Annotated in this window: 17 protein-coding genes; 10 read left to right on the top strand and 7 right to left on the bottom strand. The window is 68.4% G+C overall.

The genetic code is table 11. The annotated features are described in order from the left end of the window. Positions 1-27 precede the first annotated feature (27 nt). A complete protein-coding gene (locus AC1DKQ_RS06725) occupies positions 28-924 on the top strand; it encodes a TrmH family RNA methyltransferase (protein ID WP_476883885.1) in 897 nt (298 codons plus the stop codon). A 148-nt stretch (positions 925-1,072) separates the two neighbouring features. On the opposite strand, the gene AC1DKQ_RS06720 is transcribed toward AC1DKQ_RS06725, so the two are convergent. Continuing rightward, on the bottom strand, positions 1,073-1,339 hold the full coding sequence (locus AC1DKQ_RS06720; RefSeq protein ID WP_090956472.1) for a GlsB/YeaQ/YmgE family stress response membrane protein: 267 nt from the start codon (positions 1,337-1,339) through the stop codon (positions 1,073-1,075). Positions 1,340-1,568: 229 nt separating this feature from the next. Here AC1DKQ_RS06720 and AC1DKQ_RS06715 point away from each other — a divergent pair, with 229 nt between their 5' ends. Then, the gene (locus tag AC1DKQ_RS06715) at positions 1,569-2,531 is read left to right on the top strand and encodes a cation diffusion facilitator family transporter (protein WP_476918496.1); all 963 of its coding nucleotides are present in this window, start codon (positions 1,569-1,571) and stop codon (positions 2,529-2,531) included. Positions 2,532-2,662: 131 nt separating this feature from the next. On the opposite strand, the gene AC1DKQ_RS06710 is transcribed toward AC1DKQ_RS06715, so the two are convergent. Then, positions 2,663-3,871: an MFS transporter gene (locus AC1DKQ_RS06710; protein ID WP_476883883.1), complete on the bottom strand. Its 1,209-nt coding sequence runs from the start codon at positions 3,869-3,871 to the stop codon at positions 2,663-2,665. 277 nt (positions 3,872-4,148) lie between these two features. Between AC1DKQ_RS06710 and AC1DKQ_RS06705 the strand changes: the two genes are divergently transcribed. The 4 genes from AC1DKQ_RS06705 (at position 4,149) to AC1DKQ_RS06690 (ending at position 7,591) form a co-directional block, all read left to right on the top strand. Next, the gene (locus AC1DKQ_RS06705; protein ID WP_476883882.1) at positions 4,149-4,613 is read left to right on the top strand and encodes a (deoxy)nucleoside triphosphate pyrophosphohydrolase; all 465 of its coding nucleotides are present in this window, start codon (positions 4,149-4,151) and stop codon (positions 4,611-4,613) included. 88 nt (positions 4,614-4,701) lie between these two features. Further along, positions 4,702-5,844, top strand: coding sequence for a Re/Si-specific NAD(P)(+) transhydrogenase subunit alpha (locus AC1DKQ_RS06700; protein WP_476883881.1), 1,143 nt, complete (start codon positions 4,702-4,704; stop codon positions 5,842-5,844). After that, positions 5,844-6,221, top strand: a complete 378-nt coding sequence (locus AC1DKQ_RS06695) for an NAD(P) transhydrogenase subunit alpha part 2 (protein WP_476884024.1) — start codon at positions 5,844-5,846, stop codon at positions 6,219-6,221. Before AC1DKQ_RS06700 ends, AC1DKQ_RS06695 begins: the two co-directional genes overlap by 1 nt. After that, on the top strand, positions 6,218-7,591 hold the full coding sequence (locus AC1DKQ_RS06690; protein WP_476883880.1) for an NAD(P)(+) transhydrogenase (Re/Si-specific) subunit beta: 1,374 nt from the start codon (positions 6,218-6,220) through the stop codon (positions 7,589-7,591). The genes AC1DKQ_RS06695 and AC1DKQ_RS06690 overlap by 4 nt, the downstream gene beginning before the upstream one ends. Before the next feature lie 134 nt (positions 7,592-7,725). On the opposite strand, the gene AC1DKQ_RS06685 is transcribed toward AC1DKQ_RS06690, so the two are convergent. Then, a complete protein-coding gene (locus tag AC1DKQ_RS06685) occupies positions 7,726-8,919 on the bottom strand; it encodes an Rv2578c family radical SAM protein (RefSeq protein WP_476918495.1) in 1,194 nt (397 codons plus the stop codon). Positions 8,920-9,058: 139 nt separating this feature from the next. Here AC1DKQ_RS06685 and pcp point away from each other — a divergent pair, with 139 nt between their 5' ends. Next, positions 9,059-9,700 (top strand): pyroglutamyl-peptidase I, encoded by a 642-nt coding sequence (gene pcp, locus AC1DKQ_RS06680; protein ID WP_476883878.1) that lies wholly within the window; start codon positions 9,059-9,061, stop codon positions 9,698-9,700. A 94-nt stretch (positions 9,701-9,794) separates the two neighbouring features. Here the strand turns inward: pcp and AC1DKQ_RS06675 are convergent, their stop codons facing one another. Both AC1DKQ_RS06675 and AC1DKQ_RS06670 read right to left on the bottom strand, forming a co-directional pair. Further along, positions 9,795-10,433, bottom strand: a complete 639-nt coding sequence (locus AC1DKQ_RS06675) for an SIMPL domain-containing protein (RefSeq protein ID WP_476883877.1) — start codon at positions 10,431-10,433, stop codon at positions 9,795-9,797. Position 10,434: 1 nt separating this feature from the next. Next, the gene (locus tag AC1DKQ_RS06670) at positions 10,435-10,935 is read right to left on the bottom strand and encodes a hypothetical protein (protein ID WP_476883876.1); all 501 of its coding nucleotides are present in this window, start codon (positions 10,933-10,935) and stop codon (positions 10,435-10,437) included. A 299-nt stretch (positions 10,936-11,234) separates the two neighbouring features. Between AC1DKQ_RS06670 and pheS the strand changes: the two genes are divergently transcribed. From pheS to AC1DKQ_RS06655, 3 genes are read left to right on the top strand one after another with little or no spacing between them, the layout of a single operon-like run. Continuing rightward, positions 11,235-12,296 (top strand): phenylalanine--tRNA ligase subunit alpha, encoded by a 1,062-nt coding sequence (pheS, locus tag AC1DKQ_RS06665; RefSeq protein ID WP_476883875.1) that lies wholly within the window; start codon positions 11,235-11,237, stop codon positions 12,294-12,296. Positions 12,297-12,298: 2 nt separating this feature from the next. Beyond that, positions 12,299-14,842, top strand: coding sequence for a phenylalanine--tRNA ligase subunit beta (gene pheT, locus AC1DKQ_RS06660; RefSeq protein ID WP_476883874.1), 2,544 nt, complete (start codon positions 12,299-12,301; stop codon positions 14,840-14,842). 45 nt (positions 14,843-14,887) lie between these two features. Further along, positions 14,888-15,610, top strand: coding sequence for a 4'-phosphopantetheinyl transferase family protein (locus AC1DKQ_RS06655; RefSeq protein ID WP_476883873.1), 723 nt, complete (start codon positions 14,888-14,890; stop codon positions 15,608-15,610). A 25-nt stretch (positions 15,611-15,635) separates the two neighbouring features. Here AC1DKQ_RS06655 and AC1DKQ_RS06650 read toward each other — a convergent pair whose 3' ends face one another. After that, positions 15,636-17,057, bottom strand: a complete 1,422-nt coding sequence (locus AC1DKQ_RS06650) for a M1 family metallopeptidase (RefSeq protein WP_476883872.1) — start codon at positions 17,055-17,057, stop codon at positions 15,636-15,638. Positions 17,058-17,108: 51 nt separating this feature from the next. After that, positions 17,109-21,041 (bottom strand): Pls/PosA family non-ribosomal peptide synthetase, encoded by a 3,933-nt coding sequence (locus tag AC1DKQ_RS06645; RefSeq protein WP_476884023.1) that lies wholly within the window; start codon positions 21,039-21,041, stop codon positions 17,109-17,111. Between the last annotated feature and the right edge of the window lie 96 nt (positions 21,042-21,137).

Genomic DNA, 21,137 nt, shown 5'->3' with positions numbered 1-21,137 from the left:
GGCTGTGAAAGCAACTAAGGTTCTTATATGAACGAAACCGGGCGCCCGCAAGATTTTCCACTTTCCAATCCTCGAGCTGATCGGGTGAGGAAGGTGGCACAACTTGCCGGGCGCCCGGCGCGTTTAAAGCGCAGAGAGTTCCTGGCAGAGGGCCCGCAGGCCGTCCGGGAGGCCCTGGTCCTGCACCAGAAGAGGATTGCCGCGGGGGAGCCCGGCATCGTCTACGAGGTGTACGCGAGCGAGGCCTGCCTGGACCGGCACCCGGACCTGGAGACACTCGCAGAGGGCACCACCGCATTCCTGGCCACCGACGAAGTGCTGGCCGCTATGGCGGACACGGTCACCCCGCAGGGCATTCTCGCGGTCTGCGGTTTTCTGGACGTGAGTCTTGAACAGGTACTCGACGCCGGCCCGCAGCTGATCGCGGTGCTGTGCCAGGTCCGCGACCCCGGCAACGCCGGAACCGTGCTCCGGGCTGCCGACGCGGCCGGCGCGGACGCCGTTATCCTGACCGCATCCAGCGTTGACATCTACAACCCGAAGGCCGTGCGCTCGACGGCGGGATCCCTCTTCCACCTGCCCGTGGTGCTGGGCGCTGATGTCGAGGACCTGGTGGCCCGCTGCAAGGAACGTGGCATCGGAGTCCTCGCGGCGGACGGCCAAGGCCAGCTGAACCTGGACCGTCTCCAGGACGAGAATGCGGCCCGGCGCCTGGGGGCCCCCGCGGCCGAGTCGGTCTTCGCGCTGGAGAACCCCACGGCCTGGCTCTTCGGCAACGAGGCTCAGGGACTGTCCGAGGACGAGATCGCGCTGGCCGACCACCGGGTGGCCGTGCCGGTTTATGGGGGAGCGGAAAGCCTGAACCTCGGCACCGCAGCCACCGTCTGCCTCTACGCCAGCGCCCGCTCCCAGCAGGCGTCCTAGGGACTCTGCAAGGAGCTTGCACGTCCGGCAGGGAAATCCGGCCAGAAGCCCTTCAAACAACGAACGGCGGGGCCCACCGAATGGTGGGCCCCGCCGTCGTACTGTCACTGCCGCCCCACACACAGTGTGCGGTCAGTGCCTTGCAGAATTATGTGGTCTTGTTGCGCCCTGTGATGGCGCCGTAAATGCCCGCTACGGCGAGGCCGCCGACAATGGCCAGGAGCCAGGAACCGAGATTCCAGAATTCCATCTTGCCGCCGCCGAACAGAAGGTCCCCGATCCAGCCGCCGACAATTGCGCCCACGACGCCGAGCACGAGGCTGGTAACCCAGCCGCCGCCGACCCTGCCGGGCATGACTGCCTTGACGATTGCACCTACTATGAGTCCGAGAATGATCCAGCCGAGAAAGCCCATGTCTCCTCCTACATATTCGTCGGCACCCAAATTGTGGATCCCGAATATGGCTTCAAGCTAACATAGGGCGGATTCGTTGTCAGCAGGGGACTACCCAATCGTTACGTGGACCGGTTGGCCCCCGCCGCGGTTCGGCTGCGGCCCGGAAACGGGTACGGTATTTCTTGTGGGCGCTGGGTTCTTCCGGTGTTCGCGTACACCCTGAAGAACCCCACAAGGAGAAGCTCACGTGGCTGCAAATGGCGGTACTAAGGCGATTCTCGCGGCGCTGGCCGCAAACCTGACCATCGCCGTTTTGAAATTCGTCGCTTACTTTCTGACGTTTTCCTCGTCCATGCTGGCCGAGGCGATTCACTCGCTCGCAGACTCCGGCAACCAGCTGTTGCTCCTGGTCGGCGGCAAGCGCGCGCAGCGGAAAGCCAGCCCCGAGCACCCCTTTGGCTACGGTCGCGAGCGGTACATTTACGCCTTTATCGTCTCGATTGTGCTTTTCAGCGTCGGCGGCCTGTTCGCCCTGTATGAGGCCTGGGGAAAGATCCAGCACCCGCACGCCATCGAAGGGGACTTCTGGTGGGTGCCGCTTGCCGTCCTGATCGGCGCGATCATTGCCGAGTCCTTCTCCTTCCGGACAGCGATCATCGAATCCAATCCCCTCAGGGGAAAGCAAAGCTGGGTCAAGTTCATCCGCAATGCGAAGCAGCCGGAACTCCCCGTGATCCTCCTCGAGGATTTTGGCGCCCTCGTGGGTCTGGTGTTCGCGCTCTTCGGCGTGGGGCTGACGCTCCTGACTGGGAACGGCATCTGGGACGCCCTCGGCACCGCGATGATCGGCCTGCTGCTCGTGGCGATCGCTGTGGTGCTGGCCATGGAGACCAAGTCCCTGCTGCTGGGCGAGTCGGCCACTCGCGATGACGTGGCCAAGATCCGCGGCGCGATCGAAGCCGGCGGCACCACCATCATTCACCTCAAGACCATGCACCTTGGTCCTGAGGAACTGCTGGTGGCGGCCAAGATCAGCATCGGCCGCTCGGACTCGGGCCAGGACATTGCGAAGGCGATTGATGACGCCGAGGTCCGGATCCGCGAGGCCGTCCCGATTGCCCGGGTCATCTACCTGGAACCGGACGTGCAGCGCGTCAACGCCCCCCGAGCCGACCGGGAGCCCTGCGCCCACATAGGACCTCGGCCCTAAAGACAACGTCAGTACCTAAAGAAAACGGCAGTCCTGTCCAGTGCTCCACTGGACAGGACTGCCGTTCTTTTTGAGCATGTCCGCCTTTAGCCCGGCCGCTTTGCCGCGGCTGAGGGGATGGCCAAGGGCGGCTAAGAGGCCAGCGGCCGCCTGCGTTCCACGGCGCCGCTGATGGCAGCAACCCCGAGCCCCAGCACGGCAAGGACCGCGCCTACGAGGGCCGGCGCGACGTAGCCCCAACCCCAGGCAATCACAAGGCCCCCCAGGAAAGCGCCCAGGGCGTTGGCGACATTGAGCGCCGCATGGTTGAGTGAGGAGGCCAGCGACGGTGCGTCGGGAGACGCATCCAGAAGCCTGGTCTGCAGCGCCGGAACCAGCATGGACCCGGCAGCGCCAACCACGAACACCATGACCAGCGCGGACCAGGCCCAATGGACGCCCACGGCGTAGACCACGAGTGCCACCGCAGTACCGGGCAGCACCCAGTAAATCGTGCCCATGACGGACCTATCGGCGATCCTGCCGCCCACGATGTTGCCCGCCACCATGCCCACGCCGTACAGCGCCACAACCAGCGGCAGCCAGGGCGCCGGGACGCCGGCAACGGAGGTCATGGTGTGCGAAATGTACGTGTAGGTCGCGAAGAAACCGCCGAAGCCGACGATGCCGACCAGGATGGCAAGCCACACCTGGAGCCGCTTGAGCGCGCCGAGTTCACGGCGGAAGCTGGCATCTGCGTGCGGCTTCTGGAACGGGACGAACTTCCACAGCATGGCGAGCGTCATGATGCCGATCAGGCCCACCAGCAGGAACAGGAGCCGCCACCCGTAGCTCTGGCCCAGCCAGGTGGCGAAGGGGACGCCAATGACGTTGGACACCGTCAGCCCGGCCATGACCATCGAAATGGCCCAACCCCGCTTGGTCGGTGCCACCAGGGAGGCAGCAATCACGGCCGCGACTCCGAAAAAGGCGCCGTGGGGCAGTCCCGCGGCAAACCGGGACACCAGCATGGAGCCGTAGTCCGGGGCAAGGAAGGAACTGAGATTGGCGATGCTGAAGAAGAACATGAGTCCCAAAGCCAGGTATTTCCGCGGGAGTTTGGCCCCGACGGCGGCCAGCACGGGCGCGCCGATCACGACGCCGAGGGCGTAGGCCGAAATAAGGTGGCCGGCCTCGGGCGTGCTGATGTTCAGGCCCTGTTCGATCTCCTTGAGCAGGCCCATCATGGTGAATTCTGTGGTGCCGATGCCAAATCCGCCCATCGCCAGGGCAATGATGGCCAGGGCAACGTGACGGGTGCCGGTCTTGGACGGCGCCGGGGCGTGTGTGGTGGTTGTCATTCGTCTTTTCGGGGAGATTTTCCGGAAGGGCCGGGAGGATCGGACAGATTAAATATGCTTTAAAGAACTGGGGGGCGGCGCCAAATATTCCGCAACGGGGCGAAACCGGTCTGCGCGGCCGCCTCCACCATTGTCCCCTACCCGGCCGTTCGCGGGTCGCCGGGCCGGGCGCGGGACCCGCTCCCAGCTCCCCGGCCACCGCCCGCGCCCGGCTGCTCGCGGGACAGGGACCGGCCAACCCGGCTGGAGACCTTGCGGCCGCAATAGACTGGTGGGCGTGACTGGACTCGTTGGCGTCGTTGGCGGCGCAGTAGTGGACTCCCTGGCTGAACCGGGCCTGCTCCTTGTGGCGCGGCGCACAGCGCCGCCGCAGTTTGCCGGAATGTGGGAGTTCCCGGGCGGAAAGGTGGAGCCAGGCGAAGCAGCGGAAGACGCCTTGCACCGCGAGCTCCGCGAAGAACTGGGCGTGCTGGTGCGGCTCGGGTCTGAGCTGCCGGCGGAAACCGCCACGGGCTGGCCGCTCAACGAGAAGGCGGCGATGAGGGTCTGGTTCGCCGAACTGGCTGAGGGAGAGCCGCGGCCGCTGGAGGACCACGACGAACTGCGCTGGCTTGACCTCCGCAGTCCGGCGGAGGTCCTGGGCCTGCCATGGATCCCGGCGGACTTCCCCATCGTAGAAGCCCTGCTGGCCGCAGTCCGGGCCACCGGGCCGCGCGGAGTGGGCGCCGGGCTTAGCCACTGACCCGGACGGGCCGGCAGGCTTCGAATGCCCGACGCTCGCCAAACGGTCAGGCATGTGCCTACTCTGAACGCAATCGAGAGGAGTGGCCGTGCAGGTCGGTGTCGGACGAGAGCGGCGAGCCGGAGAACGCCGCGTTGCGGCCACACCGGAGACAGTCCAGCAACTGACAGCCCTCGGGCTCCATCTCCTGGTGGAGAGCGGCGCCGGAACCGAAGCAGGGTTCGTGGACGCCGCCTTCAAGGAGGCGGGCGCCACTGTGATCTCCGAACTCCCGTTGGAGGCCCTGGACGTCCTGCTGCACGTCCGCCCGCTCACCCCGGAGGTCGCAGCCCGGCTCCGTCCCGGCGCTGTCACCATCGGCCTGGCGTCGCCGGCCTCGGACCTGTCGACTGTCCGCGCGCTGGCCGGCGCCGGGATCACCTCGTTCGCCCTCGAACTGCTCCCGCGGATTTCCCGGGCACAGTCCATGGATGCGCTCAGCTCGCAGTCCCTGGTCACCGGCTACCGTGCAGTGCTGGAAGCCGCCATGCGCTACCCGCGGTTCTTCCCGCTTTACATGACCGCAGCGGGGACCATCCCGCCGGCGAGAGTGCTGGTCCTCGGCGCCGGCGTCGCCGGGCTGCAGGCGATCGGCACGGCGAAACGGCTCGGCGCCCGGGTGTCGGCCAACGACATCCGGGCCGCCTCCGCCGACGAGGTCGCCTCGATGGGTGGAACTTTCATCAATCTGGACGTGGACGCCGCGGCCGAAGGAGCCGGAGGCTACGCCCGTGCCCTCGGCGAGGACCGGGCACAACGCCAGCGCAGCCTCCTTGCCCCGCACGTCGCTGCAGCGGACATCCTGATCACCACCGCTGCCATCCCGGGCCGGGCCGCCCCCTTGCTGGTGACCACCGCAATGGTGGCCAGCATGCGGGCCGGGTCGGTCGTGGTGGACCTCGCCGCGGAGTCCGGAGGCAACGTCGAGGGCGTGATCGCCGGCCAGGACGTCCAGGTGCCGGCCGACGGCGGGTCGGTCACCCTCGTGGGCCTGCAGGACGCGGCGTCCGCCGTGCCGTCGGACGCGTCCCGGCTTTTCGCCCGGAACGTCAGCAACTTCCTCGCCCTCCTGACCGACGCCGGTTCCGTGGCCCCGGACTTCGACGACGACGTGGTTGCCGGAACGTGCCTGACCCACGGCGGCGCCGTGCGGCATGAACCCACCGCGGCATTACTGGATACGGAGGCATGATGGGCCCGGTCGCATTGCTGACAGTGGTGGTGCTGGCTGTGTTCGTCGGCTTCGAAGTTGTCTCCAAGGTCACCAGCAAGCTGCACACACCACTGATGTCCGGCGCCAACGCCATCCACGGCATCATCCTGGTCGGCGCCATCATTGTGGCCGGACAAGCCACCGACCCCTGGGTGCTCGGCATCGCGTTGCTGGCCGTGGTCCTGGCAACCGTCAACCTGGTGGGCGGCTTCGTGGTCACGGACCGGATGCTTGAGATGTTCAGCGCCCACAAGCGGGCCCGCGTACGAACCGGGGCCGCCACAGCCGGCGGAGCCGCGGGGGAAGGACGCTCAGGTAACGGAGGCTCCGGCGGCGGGGCGGGGGAGGACCGATGAGTCTCCTGAGCCCCGAATGGACAGCCCTGCTCTACCTTGCGGCCGCCGTCTGCTTCATTCTGGCGCTCAAGGGTCTCAGCTCGCCACGGACCGCGCGCCGCGGCAACGCCATCGGTGCCGCCGGGGCGCTTCTCGCCGTCGTCACCGTGTTCTTCTCCGCGCGGCTGGAAAATATTCCGCTCATCCTGGCAGCCATTGCCGTGGGCTCCGCGATTGCCGTCCCCGTGGCCCGGCGGGTGCAAATGACCCAGATGCCCCAACTGGTGGCGCTGTTCAACGGTGTAGGAGGCGGGGCCGCCGCCCTCGTCGCCGTACTGGAACTTGGCCACAACGAGGATCCATGGGTCCGCCTGGCCGTGGTCTTCACCATGCTGGTGGGTGCGGTGTCCTTCGCCGGCTCTGCCGTGACTGTGGGCAAGCTGCAGGAGCTCATCAGTACCCGTCCGCTCCTGTTTCCCGGCATGCCCTGGGTCATGGGGGCGGTGCTGCTGGGGGCGGTCATCTCGGGAGCGCTGGTGGTCCTGACCGGGTCGCTCGGCTGGTCGCTCGCGCTGCTAGGCTTTGGGCTCGCCGCCGGGCTGCTCCTGGTGTTGCCCGTCGGCGGGGCGGACGTGCCGATCGTGATCTCCCTGCTGAACGCGTTCACTGGCCTGGCGGTGGCAGCGTCCGGCGTGGTCCTGGGCAATGTCCTGCTGCTCGTCGCCGGGACGCTTGTCGGCGCGAGCGGCACAATCCTGACCAAGGCAATGGCCTCGGCCATGGGACGCGGAGTGGCCGGGATCCTGTTCGGGGCGTTCAAGGGCGGCTCGACGGCGGGTTCCACCGCCGTGAGCGACCGGCCTGTGCGTTGTGCGTCGCCGGAGGACGTTGCCGTTCAGCTTGGCTATGCCCAGCGGGTGGTCATTGTTCCGGGGTACGGACTCGCGGTGGCGCAGGGCCAACACACCGTGGCGGAACTCGCCACGGCCCTGGCTGCCCGCGGCGTGGAGGTGGTCTTCGCCATTCACCCCGTGGCGGGACGCATGCCGGGGCACATGAACGTGCTGCTGGCCGAGGCCGACGTGCCCTACGAGTCACTGCGGGAGCTGGCCGAAATCAATCCCGAGTTCGCGAACACGGATATCGCGCTGGTGGTCGGCGCCAACGACGTCGTCAACCCGGCGGCCAAGACGTCCCCCGGCTCGCCGATCTACGGGATGCCGATCCTGGAAGTGGTCCAGGCCCAGCAGGTCGTGTTCCTGAAGCGGTCGATGCGCCCGGGGTTTGCCGGCATTGAGAACGAGCTTCTGCACGATCCCAAGACCACGCTCCTGTTCGGGGATGCCAAGGATTCGCTGTCGAGGGTGCTCGGCGCGGTCAAGGCGCTCTAGGTTTATGGCAGTCCGGGTTCACGGCGCTTCTAGGTTCACGGCGCTTTAGGTTCACTGCGCTCTAGGTCCACGGCGTAAACCGTTCACGCCGCGCGGCGCCCAAGGTTCAGGGCGCCTCGTGGTAGGAACGGGCGTCAAAACAGTGTGGGCTGGGCTGAGCTGGGAAGGGCTCTGCCGGAAGAGGCTGCACCGGAGTGGGCTGTGCCCGCGTGGCCGGCGAGCCGGCCGTCTGCGCGCCGGGCGCTCGCGTGCCCGGCAGTGTCCGGGATGCTGCCGGCCGGGTACTGGGCTTCTTCCTCGCGGGCATCGTGGTGGTCGGTGCCGCCGTCGAGATCCCTGTGGCTGAATCCCTGCGAGCCGGAAAAGCCGTGCAGGTCCTTGAAATGGCGGATGCGGCCGGCCAGCCATTCCCGGTATTCCTTGGACGCATAGGACCCGCTGCCGTACAGCCGGCGGTACTTGCCGGCCAGCTGCGGATGTTCGCGGGCGATCCACTGCATGAACCATTCACGGGTGCCCGGTTTCAGGTACAGCGCGCCGGCCGTGACCCCTGTGGCGCCGGCCGCCGCCAAGGCTCCGAAGAGGGAGTCCAGGGCCTCGTCGCTGTCCGAGAGCCACGGCAGGATGGGCATGGCCATGACACCGCAGGGCAGGCCCGCCTCCCGCAGCCGGGCGATGAGCTTCAGCCGCGCGCGCGGGCCCGGCGTGCCCGGTTCCACGGCTTCGGACAGTTCTTCATTGGTCATGGCCAGCGATATGCCTACCCCCACCGGCACCTGGGCGGCGGCATGCTTCAGGAGCGGGATGTCCCGGGCAAGGAGCGTGCCCTTGGTGAGGATGGACAGGGGAGTGCCGGAGTCGGCCAGGGCGCCGATGATGCCGGGCATGAGCTGATAGCGGCCCTCGGCGCGCTGGTACGGGTCCGTGTTGGTGCCAAGGGCCACGTGCTCGTGCTGCCAGGAGGGCTTGGCCAGCTCCTTGCGCAGGATCTCGGCGGCGTTGATTTTGACCACCACCTGGCTGTCAAAGTCCAGGCCGGCGTCGAAGTCCAGATAGGTGTGGCTCTTGCGCGCGAAGCAGTAGACGCAGGCATGGCTGCAGCCGCGGTACGGGTTGATGGTCCACTCGAACGGCATGCGCGAACCGGCGACCACCTTGTTGAGCACCGATTTGGCGGTGACCTCATGGAAGGTGATCCCGGCAAAGTCCGGGGTAGTGACGGACCGCACCAGCCCGGCCAGCGGCAGCAGGGCCGGTGCGGCCGGCGAATCGGCAGAAAGGGCGGCCGGGGAATCGCCGCGCTCAAGTGCTTGTGCGTCCCATCTCATGCCTATATTCGAATATATGTTCGACTAAAAGTCAAGGGTGCCGTCAGGCCGGCGGGGCGCCATGTCTCCAGGTGGGCGTGCCGGATCGCAGGGCCGGCGAAGCCAGAAGGCAGCGTGAGGGCATTGCTAGGCTGGGGCGATGATTCTCCTGACCGGGTTCGAGCCGTTCGGCGGCGATACCGCCAATCCGTCCTGGGCCGCGGCCCGTTCGGCGGCCCGTTTGCTCCAAACCGAGGGGCTGGATGTCCAGGCGGTGGAATTGCCCTGCGTCTTTGGGGACTCGGCCAAGGTATTGGCGGAGGCCCTCGAGCGGTTCCGGCCCGAGCTTGTGCTGTGCGCCGGCCAGGCCGGCGGGAGGGCGCGCATTTCGCTGGAACGGGTGGCCATCAATTGTGACGACGCCCGGATCCCGGACAACGCCGGCAACCAGCCCGTGGACGAACCCGTGGTCCAGGGCGGACCGGCGGCCTATTTCACGTCGCTGCCTGTCAAAGCGGCGCTCGCGGCGCTGACGGCCGAGCAGATTCCAGCTGTTGTGTCCCAGAGTGCCGGGACCTACGTCTGCAACCACGTCTTCTATGCGCTCATGCACGCCCTGCGGCGCCGTCCCGGCACCCGGGGAGGGTTTGTCCACATTCCGTACGCGGACACCCAGCTTCCGGCCGGGAGCAGCACCCCGTCGCTGCCGGCGCACCAGATGGCGGCGGCGCTCGCCGTCGTCGTCCGCACCACGTTAGCGACGACGGCGGATCTCAGGCTCGCTGCCGGCGCAATGCACTAGCGGCCGGCGGGCCGTTAGTTGGGCTCTTGCCGGTTGCGGCCGCCGTCGGTGATTCGAGGACAACCCGAACAATTACCCGAGCAACTACTCCAAATTAGTTGAGCAGTTCCCACACGACGCCGACCGTGGCGGTGACGCTCGACTCGCCGGCCTCAACGGTGAGCGCGTCCGCCGCTACCGCGCGCTGCATCTTCGCCACCGGGATCGGCGCCTGGAACCCGGTGTGCTGGGTGAGGGAAAGGACCCTGCCCAGGCTGGCTCCGGAGAGCGCGGCATAGTGCGCGGCGGTGGTGCGGGCGTCCTGCCAGGCGGCCTCCCGCGCGCGTGCCTCGACGGCGGCGGGGTCCGCGAAGCCGAGGCTCAGCCCGTTCAAGCGGACGGAGTCGCCGCCGGCAGCAACGGCGCCGGCAAGAATCTGTGAGGACGCGGACAGCGCGCGGATCCTGACGGTGAGCGTGTTGGAGGCCAGATAGCCGGTCACGGTCTGGCCGCGGCCCTCCTGCCAGTTCAGCTCGGCCCGGACATTCAGCCCGGAGGTGGACATGTCAGTGCTGTCCACCCCGTGGTGCCGGAGCTCCGCCGTGATGGCGGCCGACCGTGTTCCTGCCTCGCTGTAGGCCTCGGCCACGGTGTCGCGGCGGCATTCAACGCCGATCGACAAGGTCAGCAGGTCCGGTACCGCCTCGGCGCTGCCGGTTCCCGTGACCGAGATACTTCTGGGGGTCTCTGTCATCTCAGGCCTCATAACGGTTGGGGGCAGCCGTGCCCATTCTTCGGTGCGTCCCAGGAGTGGCCCCGGGCCTGGCGGTCCCGGGCGCGCCCGTCCCGGGAACGCCGGGGCGGGGGTATCCGCCTGCCTCGAGTCCGGCATGCCGCTCGAAGAAGTTGGCGCTGCCCGGGTTGCCGGTCCGCCAGAGGGACCAGCCCGCGGCGATGAAGTACAGCGGAAGGAAGGGCCAGCCAAGGCACCACGCGTACTGGGTGCTGTGCCGCTCCTCGTGTCCCAGCAGTGCCGGGTTGGCGCCGGCGGATTCGGGGCCGGCGCGGAACAGGATGACGTTGCCCACCGTGAAGGCCGCGGCAAACGGAAGCCGCCAGCGGTAGTGGCTCGCAATCAGCAGTCCCCGCGGGCCGGAGCTGACGTTCGCCCGGGCGCACGCTGCCAGCAGCAGGCCCAGGAGCGTGGACCCGTTCAGCAGGTTGGCAATCTGGCGCAGCCGTTGTCCGGACGTCATGAGGCCATGGTAGCCGGGGGCGTGCCCGGCGGTCAGGGTCCCGGCAGGACGCCCCAGTGCCCGCGGGCCATGTTCGCGGGTTCAGCGCTCGTGTCCAACGTCCGGGTTCAGCGTCCTTGGGGAGGCTGCGGGGGCGAAGTGTCACGAACGCCTGATGTTCGCCTGACGATTGACTGGCGGCCGACGGCCGTCTACTAGACTGGGGACAGTGACCATAAGCCTTGCCGAGAACCCGCGCCGTGCCCTGTGCCCGTACCGTGTGCTGTCGGCATGATCCGACTCGTAGCTAAGAACAGTAGATGACTGAAACTTTGCCGGGCGCCGCCGTCCCGAACCCTCTGGATGAAGCCGCCATTACCGCCGCCGTAGACCAGGCCGTTGCCGCCATCGCCGCTGCAGCGACCCTCGATGAACTCAAGGCCGTGCGCCTCGCGCACACGGGAGAAAAGTCCGCGCTGAGCCTCGCCAACCGTGAGATCGGCGCGCTCCCCAAGGACCAGAAGGCCGCCGCCGGCAAGCTCATGGGCGCCTCCAGGGGACGCGTCAACAAGGCGCTCGCGGACCGCACGGTGGCGCTCGAGGCCGAGAACGACGCGCGGATCCTCGTCGAAGAGACCGTGGATGTCACGGCGGCCCCGCGTAGGCGCCGGGCCGGAGCACGCCACCCGCTGTCCACGCTGCAGGACCGCGTGGCGGACATCTTCGTCGGCATGGGTTGGGAAATCGCCGAGGGGCCCGAGGTCGAGTCCGAATGGTTCAACTTCGATGCCCTGAACTTCAAGCCGGACCACCCCGCCCGCGACATGCAGGACACGTTCTTCGTTGAGCCGCCCGAGGCCCACCTGCTCATGCGCACGCACACTTCGCCGGTGCAGGTCCGCTCCATGCTGGAACGGGAGCTGCCCATCTACGTGCTGTGCCCGGGAAAGGTGTTCCGCACGGACGAACTCGACGCGACCCACACCCCGGTGTTCCACCAGTTCGAGGGCCTGGCCATCGACAAGAAGCTGAGCATGGCGGATCTCCGAGGCACGCTGGAGCACTTCGCACGCCAGATGTTCGGCGCGGAAGCCCAGATCCGGCTGCGCCCCAACTATTTCCCGTTCACCGAGCCGTCCGCGGAGCTCGATATCTGGCACCCGGGCGCCAAGGGCGGCCCCAGCTGGATCGAGTGGGGAGGCTGCGGCATGGTCAACCCCAACGTTCTGCGCGCCGCCGGCATCGACCCGGAGGTCTATTCAGGTTTTGCCTTCGGCATGGGCATCGAGCGCACCCTCATGTTCCGTAATGAGGTTGGCGACATGCGCGACATGATCGAAGGCGACGTACGTTTCAGCGAGCACTTCGGGATGGAGATCTAACAGTGCGTATCCCACTTTCCTGGCTGCGTGAATTCGCGCAGGTACCGGCCGGAGCATCGGCCGAAGACGTCATGGCCGAGCTCGTCAAGGTCGGCTTTGAAGAAGAAGCAGTCCACCGCCCCACGGACACCCTCCGGGGGCCCATCGTGGTGGGCCAGGTGCTCAGCATCGTCAAGGAGCCCCAGACCAACGGCAAGACCATCAACTGGTGCCAGGTCCGGGTTGTCCCCGAGGGCCAGCCGCAGTCCCTGACCGGCGACGGCATCGATCCCTCAGGCGTCCAGGGCATCATCTGCGGCGCCCACAACTTCGTCGAGGGCGACAAAGTGGTGGTGACGCTCCCGGGCGCGGTGCTGCCGGGCGACTTCCACATTTCCGCGCGGAAGACCTACGGTCACCTCTCGGCCGGCATGATCGCCTCCGTGCGCGAACTGGGCATCGGTGAGGACCACGACGGCATCCTGGTGCTGTCTCGGATCGGGCTGGATCCGGAACTGGGCACCGACGCCATGGAGCTGCTGGGCCTCTACGACCAGGCGGCTGAGATCAATGTGACGCCTGACCGCGGGTATGCGTTCTCCATCCGCGGTGTGGCCCGGGAATACGCGCACGCCACCGGCACCGTGTTCACGGACCCGGTGTCCAAGGTCAAGGCCCCGGCGCCGCTGTCCGGCGGCTACGGCGTCAAGCTCAACGACGACGCCCCCATTTACGGCAAGCCCGGCTGTGACCGCTTTGTGGCCCGCACCGTGCGCGGCGTGGATGCCACCCGGCCCACCCCGCCGTGGATGGCCTCCCGTCTCCGGCTCGCCGGCATCCGGTCCATCTCCTTGCCGGTGGATATCTCCAACTACGTCATGCTCGAACTCGGGCAGCCGAACCACTGCTACGACCTGGACAAGCTGGCCGGCGACATTGTGGTCCGGCGCGCCACGGCAGGGGAGAAGATCACCACCCTTGACGACAAGGAGCGCACGCTCGACGCCGAGGATCTGCTGATCACGGACGCATCCGGCCCCATCGGGATCGCCGGCGTCATGGGCGGTGCCCACACCGAGGTCTCGGACGCCACTACAAACATCCTGGTCGAGGCCGCACACTTCGACGAGGTCTCGATCGCCCGCGCCCGCCGCCGCCACAAGCTGCCCTCCGAGGCGTCCAAGCGCTTCGAACGCGGCGTGGACTGGCAGGTGGCCGATGTTGCCGCCCAGCGGGTGGTCGACCTGCTGGTCGAATTTGCCGGAGGCACGGCGGATGAGGCCGGGACCGACGTCGGGACCGCGCCGGACGCGGTCACCATCGAACTGCCGGCAGGGTACGCCGCAGCCCGGATTGGGATCGACTTCACCGAGGAACACATCGTGACCTCGCTGGAAGACCTCGGCGCCGTCGTCGAGCACAACGGCAACGGCCACACGGTGACCGCGCCGAGCTGGCGCAGCGACCTCGAAACCAAGGACGACCTCACCGAGGAAATCGCCCGCCTGGTCGGCTACGACCAGATCCCGGCGACCCTGCCGGTGGCGCCGCCGGGCCGTGGCCTGACCCGCGTCCAGCAGCAGCGCCGCCGCCTGATCCAGGCCCTCGCCGACGCCGGACTCACCGAGGTATTGAGCTACCCGTTCGTCTCCCAGGCGGCCAATGACACCTTCGGCGTCCCGGCCGAGGGCGCGGAGCGCAAGGCCCTCAGGCTGGCCAACCCGATCAGCGAGGAGCACGGCTTCCTGCGGACTTCCGTCCTGCCGGGCCTCATCGAGGTAGCCAAGCGCAACCACTCCCGCGGCTTCCGCGACCTCGCCCTCTTCGAGGCCGGGCTCGTGTTCCTGCCCGGCGACCAGCTTGGCACCGCCACGATCCCGCCGCTCGGCGTCAAGCCCAGCGACGAGATACTGGACGGCCTGTACGACGGCGTCCCGGACCAGCCGCTGCACCTCGCCGCCGTGCTCACGGGGCACGACTCTCCCGTCGCCCCGGGCCACACCCCGCGTGCTTGGGACTGGGCGGACGCGCTGGACATCGCCCGGATCGCCGGCGACGTGCTCGGCGTCGAACTCCTGGTCACCCAGGGCCGGCACCAGGCCTTCCACCCGGGCCGGGCAGCACAGCTTGAACTGCGCACCGGCGAAGTAGTGGGCTACGCCGGCGAGCTGCACCCAAAGCTGCTGGCGGCACAGGACATGCCGGCCCGTTCCGTGGCGCTGGAACTGAACGCCGACGCCCTCTTCGAGGCTGCTGCCGACGTGATCGTGGCCCGCCACATCTCGACGTACCCCGTGGCCACCCAGGACGTGGCCCTCGTGGTGCCGCAGGACGTCCCGGCGCAAGAGGTGCTCGCCGCCCTGCGTGAAGGCGCAGGCGAGCTGCTCGAAGACGTCGCCCTGTTCGACGTTTATGCGGGCAAGGGCATCGAGGAGGGCAAGAAGTCGCTGGCGTTTAGCTTGCGTTTCCGCGCCAACGACCGCACCCTGACGGCCGACGAGGCCTCGGCGGCGCGTGAAGGTGCCGTTGCCGCTGCCCACGAACGCTTCGGAGCGGTGCAGCGCTGAGAACTGCGCTGGCGACAGCGCTGATGAGCTGAAAGGGGGCGGGTCATGGCATCACACCTTGTTGTGCGTGCCTGCCCGCCCCTTGGCGTTTCCGGGGTCCCGGGTGTGCCGGAAACCGCGGCAACCGCTGCTGCGTCCGAGCTGGAACGCGAGGCGCGTTCCCTGCTGGCTGGGGCCGAGCTCGAGCGCGCCCGGGCCATGACCCCGCGAACCCGGCGGGAGTTCCTCGCCGGCCGGCTCGCGCAGCGGCGGTTCGCCGCCGGCCTGCTCGGCGTCCCGGCGTCCGACCTCACCGCCTGGTACAGCTGTCCACGCTGCGGCACCGGCGCGGACATCTCACACGGCAAGCCAGGCTACCGGCTCCGCGGCGAGGCCGTGCCGTTGTTGCTGAGCCTGTCCCGCGCTGCCGGCTGGACACTTCTGGCCGGGCTCGTGGACCCGGAACCGGGCCAGCGCCTGGGCGTCGACGTCGAGGACCCCGCCCGGGCGGACTTCGATGGGTTCGACGACGTCGTGTTGACTACGGCGGAACAACTCCACCTCGCCGGGCTGGACGGCATCTCCTTGCTGCGGGGCCGGGCCCGGTTGTGGGCGCGCAAAGAGGCATGGCTCAAGATGCTGGGCACGGGGCTGCAGACGGCCCCGGACACCCTGGACGTGCTGGGCACGAACGTGGACGGCCGTGCCGGGCTCCGGGACCTGGCGCCGGCAGAGACCGGACTGCCCGCGGACCTCGTGGCCGCCGTCGCCGTCGCTGTCCTGCCCTAGCCCTGCCGGAAGGGCAGTCCTTCCCTCAGGGCCGGGACGGTGCTGGCTGCGGGAGCGGCGGGAGGGCGTGTTCGAACAGCCACGGGTGCAGCAGCGCCTCTGCGTCGAGGCCGGTGGTGTGGGCGGCCGCGACGATGAAGTCGGCAGTGGTCACCGTGCCGTGGCGGAAGCGGTCCGTCCAGTCGTGCAGCAGGGCGAAGAACGCGAGGTCGCCGGAGCGTACCCGCAGCGCGTGCAGGGCCAGGGCTCCGCGTTTGTAGACGCGATCGTCGAACATCAGCTCCGGGCCGGGATCGCCCACCATCAGGTCCTGCGGAGCGGCGGAGAGCTTGCGCCAGGCGGCGCGGGCGCGCCCCGCCACCGACATGACGCCGGCCTCCTCAGACCAGAGCCATTCCGCGTAACAGGCAAAGCCCTCGTGCAGCCAGATGTTCTTCCACGTCGCCGTGGTGAGCGAGTTCCCGAACCATTGGTGGGCGAGTTCGTGGGCGATCATCCGCTGCGAATCCCAGTCCTGCCGCAAATGATTTGGGCCCAGGATGGACAGCGTCTGCGCTTCCAGCGGGATTTCCAGCACGTCGGAAGTGACCACCACGGTGTACTCCGGGAACGGATACGGCCCAAAGCAGTTGGTGAATTTCCGCATCATCTCGGGCTGCCGGGCCAAGGCGGCCCGGGCCGCCGCCGCCAGCGCCGCTGGAACGGCCACATATTGCGGAACGTGTCCTGACGGCCGCTCGGCATTGAGCGTCAGGAGCTCATAACGGCCGATCTGGACCGTTGCCAGGTAGGTGGCCATGGGTTCGGCCTGCTCGTACACCCAGGTCTCGCGGCTCGCCCCGCTGGTGCGGGAGAGCAGCACGCCGTTGCACACCGCCCGGTAGTTCGCGTCGGTGGTCACCGTGATGAGGTAGCTCGCCTTGTCCCGGGGGTGGTCATTGCACGGGAACCAGGAAGCGGCGCCGTTGGGCTGGCCGGCCACCAGCACACCATCGGAGAGCTCCTCCCAGCCGACCTCGCCCCACAGGCCGCGGCGCGGCGCGGGGTAGCCCTCGTAGCGGATGTCCAGGGTGAAGGCCTCGTTGGCCAGCAGGGGAACGTCGGGATAGACCACGAGCTGCTCGGCCCGCTGGGTGAACCTGCGCACCCGCCGTCCGTCGAGCTGGATCTTCGTGGCCCGCAGTCCGGCCAAGTCCAGGACGATCGCCGCCGTCGGGAACTTCGTGACGGCGTGCAGGACGGCGTGCCCGGCAAGGCGGTTGCTGCTGACGCGGTAGTCCAGATTCAGTTCGTACCGGGTGACCCGGTAGGCATTCGTTCCATGGCCCGGCATATAGGGGTCCGGGGCGCCCGTTTCCGGGGCGGTTGCCCTGCTGATCTCGCGGCTGATTTCCCGGCTGATTTCGCCGCCTGTGGCGGCGCCGCTGCTTGGTGCGCTGGTGCTCAATGGACGGACCTTCGGGTTGTTGTCGTGCTGGTGGACGTGCGCAGGCCGGGCCTACCGGGGCTTGGCGGGCGGTGCCGGCCCGTCCCACGGGCTGACCGGATTGCCCATCCAGTACGTCCCGGCGGGGACGGTTTCGCCCCGCATGACGAGGGATGCCGGCCCCACCGTGCCGCCGCTGCCGATCCTGGCCTGCGGCAGGATGACGCCGTGCGGCCCCATGGTGGCTCCGTCATCGAGCGTAACAGTGTCGATGCTCATGACCCGGTCATGGAACAGATGGGTCTGGACGACGCAGCCGCGGTTGACGGTCGAGTTCCTGCCCAGGGTGACAAGGTCCGCCTCGGGCAGCCAGTAGCTTTCGCACCAGGTCCCCGCACCGATTTTCGCGCCGAGTGCCCGCAGCCACCACACCAGTGCCGGTGTTCCGGTGGCGGCGCGCGCGAACCACGGGGCGCTGACCATCTCGATAAAGGTGTCCACCACCTCGTTCCGCCAAATGAACGAGCTCCACAGCGGGTGCTCGCCGGGGCGGATGCGGCCCACCAGCAGCCACTTGGCCACCACGGCACTGCCCGCGGCCGTGGCCCCGGCCAGCAGGACCACCACCCCGCTCAGGACGGCTGCGATTCCGTAGTTGAAAATTGTCGCCATCGCGTCGAAGGCGAGCATCACACCGGCGGCGATCGCGACCGTCAGCATGACGGGGACGAACCTGCACAGCTCCCACAGGGCGCGCGCCACCTTCAGCTTCCGGGGTGGCTGGTACGTCCGCGTGTCGTCCGAGGCGATGGCGGTGCGTCGCAGCCGCACGGGCGGGCTGCCCAGCCACGATGTCCCGGCCTTCGCCTTGGCCGGCGTCGCGGAGAGGACCGCCACAAGGGAGTTCTTGGGTACGTTGCGCCCGGCCGCCGTCATGCCCGAGTTGCCCAGGAAGGACCGTTTGCCGATCTTGGCCGGGGCAATCCGCATCCAGCCGCCGTCGAGTTCGTAGGACGCCACCATGGTGTCATCGGCCAGGAACGCGCCCTCGCCCACGGTGGTCATGCTGGGGATCAGCAACACTGTCGAGGCTTCCACGTTGCGGCCCACCTTCGCGCCGAGAAGCCGAAGCCAGACCGGCGTAAAGAGGCTGGCGTAGACCGGGAACAGCAGGTCCCGGGCCAGATCCAGTACCCGCTCGGTTGCCCAAACCTGCCATCCGATCCGGCTCCGGACCCGGTAGTAGCCCTCTGCGAGGCCCACGCTGAGGAGTCTCGTCGTCGCCAGGATCAGCAGCAGGTTGGTCAGGAACCACGCCAGCGCCGCCAGGGGGATCGAGAGCACAATGCCGGGCAGGGCTGCGGGCAGGGACGGGCTGCCCTGGATGAACGCGAAAATCACGAAGGCCGCGACGGCGGCGGAGACATAGGGGATGAGCGCCAGCACGGCAGATGCCGCGGCGAAGCCGGCGAACCACAGCCGGCCCATCAGCCGGTGCTCGGACGGGGAGTCCGGCCATGAGTGCCGCGCCTTGCCGCGGCGCTCGGCCGGCGACCCGGCCACCAGCTGCCCTGCCTTAACCTTCCCGATCACCGCCGAGCCCGGCTCCACCTGCGCCCCCGCACCCACGGTGGCACCAGGCATGAGCGTGCTGCGGGCGCCGACGCTTGCGCCGGCGCCTATCCGGATGGCGCCGATGTGCACACGGTCGCCGTCAATCCACCAGCCGGACAGATCGACTTCAGGCTCGATGTTGGAACCGGCGCCCAAGGACAGCAGCCCGGTGACCGGCGGGAGCGAATGCAGCTGGACGTTCTCGCCGATCTTCGCACCGAGCGCCTTTGCGTAGTAAGGCACCCAGGGCGCGCTGGCCAGGCTGATGGCGCCGGCCAGGTCCTGGATCTGTTCCGCGAGCCAGAGACGGAGGTGCACCCGGCCGGAGCGTGGATATGTGCCGGGCACGACGTTGCGGAGCAGGATGCGGGCGGCGGCAACGGAGATCAGCATCCGCCCGGCCGGGCTGACAAAGACCAGCCAGGACGCGCCCACCCACCACCACGAGACAGTTGGTGCGGCGCTGAATCCGGCGAAGGCGGCCAGGAGATTGTTGGCGGCCATCAGGTAGGTCAGCCAGCGCATGCCGACCAGGATGTGCAGCGGAACGCCCATGAGGGTCTGGAAGGCCTGGGACTTGCGCGCGGTGGGCCGGACGGTGCGCTCCGGGGTGGCGACTGTTCCGCCTTCGGGGAGTGACTGGCGCGCCTCGTCCACCAGCGCGCCCACCCGGGGTGTTGCATAGATGTCGGCCACGGTAATGGTGGGGTAGCGGACGCGCAAGGCGGATACCAGCTGCGCGGCAGCCAGCGAGCCGCCGCCGTAGGCGAAGAAATCGGCGTCGAGGCTGGTGACCGGGCTTCCGAGCACGGCGCTCCACTGTTCAACGATCCACTGCGCGTCGTCGGGCAGGTTCAGCGGGGCACCTTCGGCCTCGGCAGCTCCTGTTCCGCTAAGCGGCCAGGGCAGGGCATGGCGGTCCACTTTGCCGCTGGTTTTGGTCGGCAGGGAATCGACGAGCGTCAGCAGCGGGATGAGGGGCGCGGGCAGGCTCTCGCCGAGCAGTTCGCGCGCGGCCGCGAGGTCGATGTCCTTGCCCGTTTCTGCGGCCAGGTAGCCGACCAGTATCTGGTTGCCGGCGGCGGTGGTCTGGACGGCGGCGGCGGCGCCTGCGACGTCCGGCAGCGACTGCAGGGCGGCGTCGATTTCTCCGAGCTCGATCCGGCGGCCGCCGAGCTTGACCTGTTCATCGGCGCGGCCCTGGAAGATGAGTCCGGCTGCTTCGTACTTGACGAGGTCGCCGGAGCGGTAGGCGCGCGGCCAACCCAGGGACGGCATGGGGGCGTATTTTTCCTCGTCCTTGACCGGGTCAAGGTACCGGGCCAGTCCCACACCGCCGATGATCAGCTCGCCCACCTCACCTTCGGCAACGGGCAGCGAATCGGCGTCGACGACGGCGAGGTCCCAGCCGTCCAGCGGCAGGCCGATCCGGACGGGGCCGGGCGCGCCGAGCCGCGCGGCACACGCAACCACGGTGGCCTCGGTGGGACCGTAGGTATTCCAAACTTCGCGTCCTTCGACGGCGAGCCGCTCGGCAAGGTCCGGCGGACATGCCTCCCCGCCGAAGATGAGCAGCCGGACGCTTTCCAGCGATTCCACGGGCCAGAGCGCGGCGAGTGTGGGGACGGTGGAGACAACAGTGATGCCGTGGCTGATGAGCCAGGGGCCCAGGTCCATCCCGGTCCGGACCAGCGCCCGCGGTGCCGGCACAAGGCAGGCGCCGTGGCGCCACGCGAGCCACATCTCCTCGCAGGAGGCATCGAAGGCAACGGACAGGCCGGCCAGCACCCGGTCCTGCGGGCCCACCGGATCGCCCTGCAGGAAGATGCGGGCCTCGGCGTCCACGAACGCGGCGGCCGAGCGGTGCTGGACAGCGACGCCCTTGGGTGTGCCGGTGGAGCCGGAGGTGAAGATGACCCACGCGTCGTCGTCGGGGCCGGGCGGCCTGGCGTCGGGGAACGGCCTGGGGTGGTTGCTGTCCGTGACGATCTTCCCGCCGGCGCGGAGGATGCCGGCCACCCTGGCCTCGCCGAAGACCAGTTTGGCCCGCTCATCCGGATCGTCCGCGTCTACCGGGACATAGGCCGCACCGACCAGCAGTACCGCCAGGATCGAGACGTAGAGTTCGTTGGTGCCGGACGGGATCCGGACGCCGATCTTGTCGCCGGCGCCCAGCCCGGCGAGGTGCAGTTTCCTCGCGGTTGCCCGGACTTCGTCCATGAGCTGGGCGTAGCTGAGCGAGCGGTGGCCGTCGTCGAGGGCGGAGGCATCCGGGAACCGGGCGGCACTATCGCGGAGGATATCGATGAGCGTCCGCTCCGCCGGAGCGGAGAGCGCCCCCGGCAGTTGGGGCGCATAGACGGTGGCACGGGGTGCCGGAAGACTCTGCACCGTAGCGGCGTCGGGGGCTTCACTCGGAGTCAGTCGTTGCTCGGTCACTGGCGCATTGTCCCTGCGAGAGATGAACGGATGGTGTTGCCGCGGCTT

Source organism: Arthrobacter sp. 05L421 (genome assembly GCF_056397785.1).
Note: the sequence above shows the minus strand (reverse complement) of the source record. Positions and strands in the feature narration are given on the sequence as shown.